Raw genomic sequence first — 11,289 nt, 5'->3', positions numbered from 1 at the left:
TAACACACTGTTCAACACTCCAAAAGACGCAAGACTGGACAGGAACTAAATGAAGTGGACGTTCGCTTGGACTATTGTTTATGGCCGGAGTGCGGACCAAGCCGACATAGGATTTCCCAATCTCGCTGACGCAGCATTTACTCGCACTTGCAGCAGAGCTTTTGCTGCAATGCAGCGCACGTCAACGAAGCAGCCATTGAAACCCGCGTAGACAGGTGAATTTTAGACAGCTCTTTCGTTGCGCACGGTTTCTACAATCGAGGCGCGGACGAAGTTGCCGGATGCCCTTGCAGAAATTTCTTGCTGCGCCAGCGACCGAGGAACCCAACATAAGAACCGCGCTTACGCAATATCTCGCAGATGAAATTCAATTTAATGAAATTGATTTGACTGCGTCTGCCTCCAAGGCTTTCGCAGGCATTGGTAGATGTAACAAGGTCGGTTGATTGTTCGCATCTATCAGGACAGGTTAGTAGAAAATCCCATGTCTGAAAGCGATCCAAATGACCTCGCAAACTGTCCTGATTACCTCGGCAACGGGCCGAATTGGCAAAGAACTAGTGGCTCGTCTGGCCTTGGACGCGGCCATCACGGTACGCGCCTGTTATTTTAGCGAGAACAAAGCCGACAGTCTAATGGCCCTGGGGGCAGATGAAGTCGTTAAGTTCGACCTTTCCGATCCGGAAACCTGGGAGGCCGCGCTTGAAGGTGTGAACGCCGTCTACTCTGCGTCCCTTGATCCAATGCTTCAACAGCATCTTGCATTCAGCAAAGAGCTGGGAAAGCGTCACGATCAGGTCGAACATGTGGTGCGGATAAGCTGCATGGGGGCGGATACGAATACTGCATCCTATGTCGCGGATCAGCATGCTTCACGTAAGGGCGCTGGAATTCCGCTCATGCTGCAACACTACTGGTGGGGCGAAAAGGCGTTGATTGACGAAGGGTTGAACGTCACTGCCTTGCGCAACAATTTCTTCATGAACCATCTTCTTAAAACTGATTGCGAGATGATTGATCGCGAAGGCTGGTTCTCAAACCCGCTGGGCGACATGCGCAATTCCTTCGTGGCCACCCGCGATATTGCCGAAGCTGCAGCTGTTGCCCTAACTGAGGGGCCAGACAGGCACGCGAACAAATTTTACGACATCACAGGCCCGGCACCGCAATCCATGTCCGAAATAGCCGCTGATTTGGGTCGTGCCATGGGCAAAGACGTTGAGTACCGTGCCCAATCCATGGTCGATTTCGAAGCGGACTTTGGCGCGACGCGGGCCGAATTCTTTGAATACCTGACCAACGGATTTTACACGCGGTGCAGCCCCGATTTTTACAACCTTACGGGCCACAAACCGACGTCTTATTACGACTATCTGACCACCAAAGGGGTCAGTGGCGAAACCGGCCTTGAAGAGTTATGGCAAGGCAACCTTTGGAAAAAAGGCACCGATGCCATGAAAGATGCCGCCAAGTCTTAAGCTGCGCTAAATCGAAATCTGCACCACGGTATAAACGGTGACCGCTGCCACAAACGCAGGAAATGACGATGGGTGTTCGCGCGAAAACTCCTCTTCGAGCACAACCAACACAATACCACCGGCGAGAAACGACAGCAAAAGTGTGACCACGATTGGTGAAATAACGGTCGTGGCACCGATCACCCAACCGGCAAGAATGGCGACAGTTAGGGCCCACCGTCCAATGCGCTGATAGACCCCTTTGTGGATTTCCATCATCCGGTAATCCACAACCAGGAAATGAACCGCCATCGAAAGTACAAAAATGACAATTGCGACCGGATCGTTCATCTGGACGATAAGATAGCCGATGATTGCTTTGTAAAACGCGTAAGATGCAAGATGTATCCAGACCCTCAACCCGGTTGTTTCCGTCGTATTATGAGAACCACTTCCTTCGACGGGTTTTTCAACCAAACGTTCCATTCCATAGAACGCGACGAGACCGATCAGGAGCGGCAGAAACGGACTGTGTTTCAGGATCTCCGCCATAGGTCCAAGGGATTCTGGAAAGGCAAGCGTCCCATCAACGATCTTGGGCAGGAGGCCAAGAAAGACATAACTGATGGAGATGCCGTCAGCGAACGACAGCCAGTACTTCTGAGGCATTTGGTGTTTCCACCGCAGTAGATCAGCAAGCACATGGACAAGGCTAAGGAATACAACCGATGCAAGCGAAAGCCCGATCAATGCTATGGAGTTCATTCTAAATTCCTTTTAGGCGCGACAATTGCGCAGTTTGGGCCTCTCGGCGCGACAGTTCATCCGGTGCTCCCTACTCATACCGGATCGCAACGATCTCAAGATCGACGATTCCGGTGGGCTTTTGCCATTCAACCGTGTCGCCGATCTGTGCGCCCATCAGCGCAACCCCAAGCGGCGAATATGGGGCAATCAGGCCATGCGTAGGGTCGGCCTCATCCTCGCCGACAATTCGAAAACTCTGGCGGCTGTCGTCTTCAGTAATGACTTCGATCTCTGCGCCAAATGCGACGATCCGGGGGGAATGGCTTTTCGGATCAACGAGGATCGCACGGCTGATGCGCGCTTCAAGAAAGCGGATGTCACGTTGAGCCACAGCAATGGCAAGTTTTCTGTCGATTTCTTCAGCTTTCTCGCGCAGTTTTGCCAGATCCGACTGGCGAGCGCCAAGTCGGCCGTTTAGCGCAGCAAGACCCGACGGGGTCACCAAGTTTGGATGTGGACTTTGTGGCAGATCATCCAGGTGAACATTCTCGGTGCCATCGTCTTCTTTTGTAAACGCTTTGCTCATGACAATTTCCCCAATGTTTGGCGGCTCGTCGCTATGTGGCCAAGTGCTTTGCGTGGAACCGTAGGTGATCCTCAACGAAGCTGGCAATGAAATAGTAGCTGTGATCATAGCCTTCGCGTCGGTTCAGCTTCAACGGATAGCCGCTTTCTTTTGCTGATGCTTCCAGTGTCTCTGGTTTCAACTGCTCTTCAAGAAAGTCGTCGGCTTCGCCCTGATCCACAAGCACAGGAACGGCCCCTTTTGCTTTTCGCATCAGTAGGCTGGCATCATAATCAGCCCATGCGCCTTTGTCCTTTCCCAGATATGCTGCAAAGGCCTTTTGGCCCCACGAACAATCGACTGGATTGCCAATCGGGCTAAACGCTGAAGCAGATTGGAAGGTGTCAGGATTGCGAAGCGCTAGAACCAGCGCGCCATGGCCACCCATCGAATGGCCAAAGACAGAGCGCTTGTCGCTGACCGGGAATGTGGCCTCGATCAGTTGTGGCAGTTCATTCATCACATAGTCGTACATTTGGTAGTGACGGTTCCAAGGGGCCTGCGTTGCGTTGACGTAAAATCCAGCCCCCTGACCCAGATCATAGCCATCATCATCAGCGACACCCACACCACGCGGGCTGGTATCGGGGGCGACAATCGCAACGCCAAGCTCTGCTGCGATACGTTGAGCACCGGCCTTTTGCATAAAATTCTCGTCCGTACACGTTAGCCCAGACAGCCAGTACAGGACCGGAACCTTCTGGCCATTTGCCGTCTGGGGCGGCAAATAGATCGCGAACCGCATGTCGCAGTTCAGTGCGGTTGAACGGTGCGTATAATGTTTGGTCCAGCCGCAGAAGCTTTTGTTAACACTCGTAATTTCCAGTGACATTCTGCACCCTTTGCTTGGATATGGGCCGCGCCACATTGGGCGCGACCGCTTTGTTTCTGTTGGTTTATTTGTCGAAGTGAATGACGGTGCGAATGCTTTTGCCTTCGTGCATCAATTCAAACGCCTTGTTGATGTCCTCAAGACCCATCGTGTGGGTGATGAAATCATTCAGCTTAAACTCGCCCTTCATGTAGCGTTCGACGTAATCGGGCAGCTCGGAACGGCCCTTAACGCCGCCAAAAGCAGACCCGCGCCAGACACGGCCTGTGACCAATTGGAAGGGACGGGTGGAGATTTCCTGACCAGCACCGGCAACGCCGATCACCACGGATTCGCCCCAGCCCTTGTGGCAACATTCAAGCGCGGAACGCATGACATTGACGTTGCCGATACATTCGAACGAATAGTCAACACCGCCATCGGTCAGCTCGACAATCACATCCTGAATTGGCTTGTCGTGGTCTTTGGGGTTGATGAAATCCGTCGCGCCGAGCTTGCGGGCTAGATCGAATTTGCTCTCGTTGATGTCGACCACGATGATCCGGCTCGCCTTGGCCATGGCGGCCCCAATGACAGCCGACAACCCGATACCGCCCATGCCGAAAATCGCAACAGTTGCGCCTTCTTCGACCTTCGCGGTGTTCATCACGGCACCCATGCCGGTGGTGACGCCACAACCGAGCAAGCAAACCTCTTCAAGCGGTGCCTCAGGGTTTACTTTGGCTAGCGAGATTTCGGGCAAGACAGTGTATTCTGAGAAGGTCGAGCAACCCATGTAATGCAAGATCGGTTTGCCGTCTTTGTAGAACCGGCTAGTGCCATCGGGCATCAGGCCTTTGCCTTGGGTTTCGCGGATCTTTTGGCAAAGGTTGGTTTTGCCAGATTTGCAGAATTTACACTCGCCGCATTCAGGTGTGTAGAGCGGGATCACATGATCGCCCACGGCTACGCTGGTAACACCTTCGCCGATGGATTCGACAATGCCGCCACCTTCATGGCCAAGCACGACGGGAAATAGACCCTCAGGATCATCGCCGGACAGTGTAAAGGCATCGGTATGACAAACGCCTGTGGCGACGATACGCACACGTACTTCGCCTTTTTGCGGCGGCATCACGTCAATCTCTTCGATCGAGAGCGGCTGGTTAACAGCCCATGCTACGGCGGCTTTGGATTTGATTATTCCGGTCATCAGAACTCACTTTTCTTTTTGGTGGGTGAATATTTGCGGGCGCGACGATTTATAATTGAGTGTTTATACTATTGCCGTTAGATTGATAATTCAGGATTTCAGCAATTCACTATTACGAAACAGTAACAATCGTTGACTGCATTGACGGTGAAAAGGAAGCACGAATGTTCAACTGGGAAGGGGTTTCAGAATTTGTCTCGGTCGCTGAGACTGAGAGCTTTACTGCGGCCGCCAACCGTTTGGGCATTTCCACCGCACAGGTCAGCCGTCAAATCGGCGCGCTGGAAACGCGGTTGGGCGTTAAGTTGTTCTATCGCACGACCCGAAAGGTCTCGATCACGGATACCGGGCAAATTTATTACAATCACTGCCGTCAGGTGCTTGACGGCCTAGCCGAGGCGGAACGCGCTATCACCGACCTGCATCAGACCCCCAAGGGAAGGCTCAACCTGACCGCACCCGTTACGTTCGGTGAGAAGCGGATTGCGCCTTTGGTGAATGAATTTGTCGCCCGCTATCCGGAGCTGGAAGTCAATCTGACGTTGTCCAATCAGATGCTTGATCTTGTTGCGGAGTGTTATGATCTGGCGATCCGTCTGGGCGAACTCGAGGACAGCACGATGATGGCCAAACGGCTGTCGTCGCGCACCCACTATGTCTGCGCCTCGCCCGACTACCTTGCCGCACATGGCGTGCCTTATGCGCTGTCCGAATTGGACCAGCACAATTGCCTGCAAGGCACGTTGGACTACTGGCGGTTTGAGGAAAAGAGCAAGCCTCGCCACATCCGGGTCAAAGGCAATCTTCGCTGCAACAGTGGCTGGTCTCTGGTCGATGCAGCGCTGAAGGGTATCGGTATTGTGCAGTTGCCGGATTACTATGTTCAGGCTGAACTTGAGGCGGGTCGGCTGGTGCCGGTGCTCGACAATTATCGCGCCCCGGATGACGGCATTTGGGCGATCTATCCGCACAACCGCCACCTCTCACCCAAGGTTCGTTTGTTGCTGGAACATCTGAGCGAGGGGCTGGAAACAACAGAAGATTTGATGCCAAAAACAATTGGGGAAACCAAATGATCGTCAGGGAACACCCATCCTCATTGCAGTTGTTCTTTGTCATGCAAGGATCCGTCGTGCCGAAAATCATGGGCAGGATCATCGGCGTCGCGGTGCTGTCGGTGATCGTCTTACTTTTGGATCAGCATGTCGTCACCCTGCCGCATATCTCGATCGGCGCGATGAGCATCTTCGGCGTCGCCCTGTCGCTGTTCCTCGGGTTTCGCAATAACGCTGCGTACGATCGCTGGTGGGAGGCGCGCAAACTTTGGGGATCAATGATTGCTGATGTGCGCAATCTGGGGCGGCATATGTGCGTGTTTGTCGGCAAGGGGGCAGACCGTGAGAATATACTTTCTTGTGCGGTCGCTTTTGCCCATCTTCACCGTGGATTTTTGCGCAGCGTTGATGCGCGCGCTGATATCATCGCCTGGATTGGTAAAGAAAAAGCTGACGCAATGATTGCGCGGAAGAATCCGGCAGATGCTGCACTGCGGTCCATGGCTGACCAAATTGGCAAGTTGATTGAACGTGATGCCATCAGTGGTTTTGGTCAAATGACCATCTCACAAACTCTGTCCTCGCTGGCGCTCGCGCAAGCCGGATGTGAACGTATCGTGACCACGCCGCTGCCGTTTGTGTATTCCCTTTTGGTACGCCGAACGACCTATCTTTACTGTTGGTTGCTGCCCTTCGCTTTGATAGAATCAACAAGCTGGTTTGCCCCAATATTTGCCGCCGTCGTGGCCTATGTGTTTTTTGGCCTGCAGGCAGTGACCAACGAGTTGGAACTGCCGTTTCGCAATGTTCAGAACGGGTTGCCGCTTGATGCGCTGTGCCGGACAATTGAGATTTCTGTGTCAGAAGCGCTGGATCGTCCCCCGCCCACTGCATTGAGCGCCACAAACCATGTTTTATCTTAGATGCACGAAGGCCCCTCATACCGCTTGGCACGCCGATCATGCTGAACGACAAACAAAATCGGATCAGGGCGATCGTGCCCAATCTGATGGGCTATGATGCGGGTTTTCCTGCGGCAAGCTATCACGCGTTTTTCGACCCCGCAGCCGGCGTTGCAAAGCCGGACGATGGACGAGAAGTGTTCGAAGGTCTTCAGCCCAGCTTCGTGTGGCCTCAAGGATCGTAAGCCACTAGCCTTGGGCAACGGAGGCGAAAATTTCGCATCCCTGTTGCCCTCGTAGCGCTACACAACTTGGCTGACCCAAACACAAAGCACCCCGCACACGTGCTAAAATATCGGCCTGTGTTCCAGCTTACGTTAGGGAAACAAAAACGGCGCGGTTCGGCTGGTCTTTGACTTTGCGACAACCATAGGCGGGCCTTGCGCGACGATAGCGCCACCCTTCTTACCAGCGCCAGGGCCTACGTCGATGACCCAGTCGCTGTTGCGCGCAACCAGCATATTGTGTTCAACCATGATGACCGAATTGCCTGCGTCGACTAGCCCATTCAGCTGTGCCATCAGCAGCGTTACGTCTGCTGGATGCAGGCCGGTGGTTGGTTCGTCGAGAACATAAAGCGTGTCACTTCGCTGCGCGCGTTGCAGTTCGGTGGCAAGTTTGATCCGCTGTGCTTCACCGCCCGAAAGCTCGGTCGCGGGCTGACCCAACCGTAGATAGCCAAGGCCAACCTGTAGCAATGCATCGAGCGCCCGCAAAACAGCAGGTTCGTCAGTAAAAAACCCGTGTGCTGCGTCAACAGTCAGGTCCAGTACTTCGGCAATATTCTTATCGCGGTAAGTAACCTCAAGTGTCTTGGCGTTGTAACGTTGACCCTGACACACCGGGCACGGCGTGTAGACGCTGGGAAGGAAAAGCAGTTCAACGCTAACTAAACCCGCCCCTTCGCAGTTCGGACAACGCCCTTTAGCAACATTGAACGAAAAACGCCCTACACTATAGCGGCGCGCCTTGGCCATCTGCGTCGCCGCGAACAACTTGCGAACGTGATCAAACAATCCGGTATATGTGGCAAGGTTGGATCGTGGCGTCCGGCCAATCGGCTTTTGATCAACTGTGACCAAACGCCGGATATGCGCCATGCCATCAACGATCCGCCCGCCGGTGGCCGTCTCTAAATCTCGTTCCAACAATTCGGTTTCACCGCTGGGGACTTCAACGGGCTTTTGTTGCCCCAATGCTTCCCCAACGAGCTCGACAAGCGCCTGACTGACAAGGCTCGATTTGCCCGACCCCGACACACCAGTCACCGTCGTCAAAATGCCAAGCGGCAACTCAACGTCTAGACCGTTCAGATTGTTTCGCGTGATCCCTGCCAGCTTTAGCCAGCCTATTGGGTGTCGCGGTGTGTGGTCCGCAGCGACATCGGGCGAGAATAAATAGCGCCCAGTGTGCGATGCCTTGACCTCGCGCAGGCCGTCCAATGGGCCATTATAGACAACTTCGCCGCCATGTGTTCCGGCGTCCGGCCCAATGTCAACAATCCAGTCGGCATGTCGGATGACATTGTCATCATGTTCAACGACGAACAGCGAATTACCAGCGCCTTTGAGTTCATCCAGCGCGCGCAGCAATGCTTGGGTATCGGCCGGGTGCAGCCCTGCCGAAGGCTCATCCAAGACGTAGATCACACCGAACAGTTGCGAGCGGATTTGCGTGGCCAGTCGCAGACGCTGTAATTCGCCCGGAGACAAGGTTGGTGTGCTGCGCTCTAGCGACAGGTAGCCAAGGCCGAGATTGGTAAGCGCCTCGACACGGGCCAGAATATCGCTGGCAATCCGCTGCGCCACAATCGCCTTTTCCGGATGCAAATCGCCCGCGTGCGGTTTTGCTGAGGCAGCGTCGCGCAGCCGCGCGGCAAGATCGCTTAACGTCAGTTGCGACAATTCACCGATATCCAGCCCAGCAAATTTCACCGACAGTGACTCGCGTTTCAGCTTCTTGCCCTCACAATCCGGGCACTCGGAAATTTGCATGAACTGCGAGACGCGTTTCTTGGTGCGGTGGCTTTGCGTTGTCGCAAACGAGTTTAAAACATAGCGCTGCGCACTGGAAAATGTTCCCATATAACTCGGCGTCAGGTTTCGCGCCCGCGCGATGCGCGTCTCATCAGGATTGAAACCTGCATAGACTGGCTCAACGGGTGTTTCGTCAGTAAACAGGATCCAGTCGCGGGATTCTTTGGGCAGGTCCTTCCACGGGGTGTCTATATCGTGTCCAAGTGACACAAGAATATCGCGCAGATTCTGCCCGCCCCATGCGGGAGGCCACGCTGCAATAGCACGCTCGCGGATGGTTTTTGTATCATCGGGCACCAGCAGCTTTTCCGTCACGTCAAACACGCGGCCGATACCATGGCAGCGCGGACAGGCCCCTTCCGGTGTGTTTGGCGAGAACGCATCCGCATAGAGTATCTGCTGACCAGACGGATATTCCCCCGCCCGCGAATAAAGCATGCGAAGACCGTTGGAAATCGTCGTGACGCTGCCCACTGATGATCTGGTGGACGGCGCGCCGCGTTGTTGTTGAAGTGCGACCGCTGGCGGAAGTCCGTCAATCGCATCGACATCCGGTTCGCCGACCTGATCAATCAACCGGCGCGCATAGGGCGACACTGAATCAAGATAGCGGCGTTGCGATTCCGCAAACAGGGTTCCGAACGCAAGCGACGACTTTCCAGACCCGGAGATACCAGTAAAGACGACAAGCGCATTGCGCGGCAAATCAACGTCGATGTTTTTCAGATTGTGGACACGCGCACCCCGGACCTGAATACAGTGGTCAGGGTCGCACGGGACGTCCTTGGGTTTAGTTGGGGCGATTGCTAAATCCTCTTCTCGTTAGGGTAACAATATTGTTGAACCAGTTGTTTTGCGGCCTTCCAAATCCTGATGCGCCTTGACAGCATCGGCCAGCGGATAGGTCTGGTTGACCTCAATCCTAACAGCGCCCGACCCGACAACATCAAACAGATCAGCCACGTTGGCCTGCAACGCCTCATCAGAGTCAACATATGTATTCAGCCCTGGACGCGTCAGATAGAGCGAACCTTTTGCCGCCAGAATACCCGTGTCAAAACCTGTTACCGGACCGGATGCAGAGCCAAAGTTGACCAGTAGGCCAAACGGGCTGAGACTGTCGAGTGAAGCATTAAGCGTTGCCTGACCGACACCATCGTAAACCACGGGCACACCTTTGCCATCTGTTAGCTCACGCACCCGCTCGGCTACATTTTCCGAGGTGTAATTTATGACCTCGTCGCAGCCCATGGATTTGGCAAGCGCTGCTTTTTCAGGCGACGTTGTGCCGATGACCCGAACGCCTAGATGTTTTGCCCATTGAACGGCAATCAGACCAACGCCACCAGCAACCGCGTGCCACAAAATGGTTTCACCTGCTTTGACCTTGTAGGTTTCGCGCAACAAATAGCGCACCGTCATACCCTTAAGCATCATGGCGGCCGCCGTTTCATCCGAAATCGTATCTGGCAGTTTTGAAAGCCTATTGGCAGGCATGTTCCGGGCTTGTGAATAAGACCCAATCGGCCCCGCACCATAGGCAACCCTGTCCCCCACTTTTAACGTCGTGACGCCCTCGCCAACGGCCTCCACAACTCCGGCTGCCTCGGATCCCAAACCGCTGGGCAAAGGCAGTGGATAGGCACCGGATCTATAGTAGGTATCAAGATAATTGACCCCAATCGCAGTGTGGCGTAATCGCACCTCGCCAGGTCCCGGTGCATCCAAAGTGATGTCCTCATATTGCATAACTTCCGGTCCGCCGGTTTTGTGAAACTTGATCGCTTTCATGAGTTCGCTTTCCAGTTGGGGTTGTTAGCACTAATCTGTAACGAGCGGGTCACGCATCTACTAGGTAGGCTATGTCGTCAATCTGGCGGACGGGTATGCGCGAGTTTCGTCTCCCTAACGCCGACGAAGCTGCCCAATTCGTCCGCGAACTCGCTTTGTTACTTATTCCATGAAGTTGTAGATTAATGGCATTCAACCTTTGGAAAGCCTATCGTGCAGCTCCCTTAGACCAGCGCGCTTGGGACAGCGCAACACGGCCCAAATTTGGTATCCTAGAGTTTGAGTGATCTCAAAGCCTATAAGGGCGAGAAGCGGCCTTTCCAGCAATTGCCATGAGCGGCGGGTTCGTCCACAACTTGATCCTTGCGCGCATTGTTCTCGCCGCGGATCGCACGAATGACCGGTTCTCCCGCCGCTCTGCAGCGTAGAAAATCACGCTGTTGCAGCAATTTCCGCGCTGCGAGCGCACGCAGCACAAAATCTGAATTTACAGTGAGGGCTCTTTCTTGCCGTTCGCTGCGTCTTGGACCAACGACCGCAGTGCAAAAGTCTCAGAAGTGATCTTCTAAGGCATACCTCTCAGCCTGACGGT

The 11,289-nt window shown here is 54.1% G+C and carries 10 protein-coding genes; 4 read left to right on the top strand and 6 right to left on the bottom strand.

The genetic code is table 11. The features are described from left to right. The first annotated feature begins 503 nt into the window (after window positions 1-503). Window positions 504-1,478 carry an NAD(P)H-binding protein gene (locus tag ABF287_RS04250; protein ID WP_093994361.1) on the top strand — a complete coding sequence of 325 codons (975 nt, stop codon included), beginning with the start codon at window positions 504-506 and terminating at the stop codon, window positions 1,476-1,478. 6 nt (window positions 1,479-1,484) lie between these two features. Here ABF287_RS04250 and ABF287_RS04245 read toward each other — a convergent pair whose 3' ends face one another. The 4 genes from ABF287_RS04245 to ABF287_RS04230 form a co-directional block, all read right to left on the bottom strand. Continuing rightward, entirely contained in the window at window positions 1,485-2,222 is a 738-nt protein-coding gene (locus ABF287_RS04245) for a hypothetical protein (protein ID WP_102888866.1), read from the bottom strand. A 70-nt stretch (window positions 2,223-2,292) separates the two neighbouring features. Next, complete coding sequence (locus ABF287_RS04240) at window positions 2,293-2,790, bottom strand: GreA/GreB family elongation factor (protein WP_067267097.1); 498 nt, start codon at window positions 2,788-2,790, stop codon at window positions 2,293-2,295. Between the two features lie 31 nt (window positions 2,791-2,821). Further along, window positions 2,822-3,655, bottom strand: a complete 834-nt coding sequence (gene fghA / locus ABF287_RS04235) for an S-formylglutathione hydrolase (protein ID WP_211096254.1) — start codon at window positions 3,653-3,655, stop codon at window positions 2,822-2,824. A gap of 70 nt (window positions 3,656-3,725) precedes the next feature. After that, window positions 3,726-4,844, bottom strand: coding sequence for an S-(hydroxymethyl)glutathione dehydrogenase/class III alcohol dehydrogenase (locus tag ABF287_RS04230; protein WP_347183776.1), 1,119 nt, complete (start codon window positions 4,842-4,844; stop codon window positions 3,726-3,728). 173 nt (window positions 4,845-5,017) lie between these two features. Between ABF287_RS04230 and ABF287_RS04225 the strand changes: the two genes are divergently transcribed. From ABF287_RS04225 to ABF287_RS04215, 3 genes are read left to right on the top strand one after another with little or no spacing between them, the layout of a single operon-like run. After that, window positions 5,018-5,929 carry a LysR family transcriptional regulator gene (locus ABF287_RS04225; protein WP_093994364.1) on the top strand — a complete coding sequence of 304 codons (912 nt, stop codon included), beginning with the start codon at window positions 5,018-5,020 and terminating at the stop codon, window positions 5,927-5,929. Then, window positions 5,926-6,831 (top strand): bestrophin family ion channel, encoded by a 906-nt coding sequence (locus tag ABF287_RS04220; protein WP_067267093.1) that lies wholly within the window; start codon window positions 5,926-5,928, stop codon window positions 6,829-6,831. Before ABF287_RS04225 ends, ABF287_RS04220 begins: the two co-directional genes overlap by 4 nt. 38 nt (window positions 6,832-6,869) lie before the next feature. Then, a complete protein-coding gene (locus tag ABF287_RS04215) occupies window positions 6,870-7,055 on the top strand; it encodes a hypothetical protein (protein ID WP_197470896.1) in 186 nt (61 codons plus the stop codon). Window positions 7,056-7,187: 132 nt separating this feature from the next. On the opposite strand, the gene uvrA is transcribed toward ABF287_RS04215, so the two are convergent. Beyond that, window positions 7,188-9,611, bottom strand: a complete 2,424-nt coding sequence (gene uvrA, locus ABF287_RS04210) for an excinuclease ABC subunit UvrA (protein ID WP_347183775.1) — start codon at window positions 9,609-9,611, stop codon at window positions 7,188-7,190. Between the two features lie 117 nt (window positions 9,612-9,728). Beyond that, window positions 9,729-10,697, bottom strand: coding sequence for a quinone oxidoreductase (locus tag ABF287_RS04205; RefSeq protein WP_347183774.1), 969 nt, complete (start codon window positions 10,695-10,697; stop codon window positions 9,729-9,731). Window positions 10,698-11,289: the final 592 nt, after the last annotated feature.

The sequence above is a fragment of the Pacificibacter sp. genome, assembly GCF_039769035.1.
Taxonomy (GTDB): domain Bacteria; phylum Pseudomonadota; class Alphaproteobacteria; order Rhodobacterales; family Rhodobacteraceae; genus Celeribacter.
The sequence above is the reverse complement of the archived record's forward strand: the minus strand, read 5'-3'. Positions and strand labels throughout refer to the sequence as shown.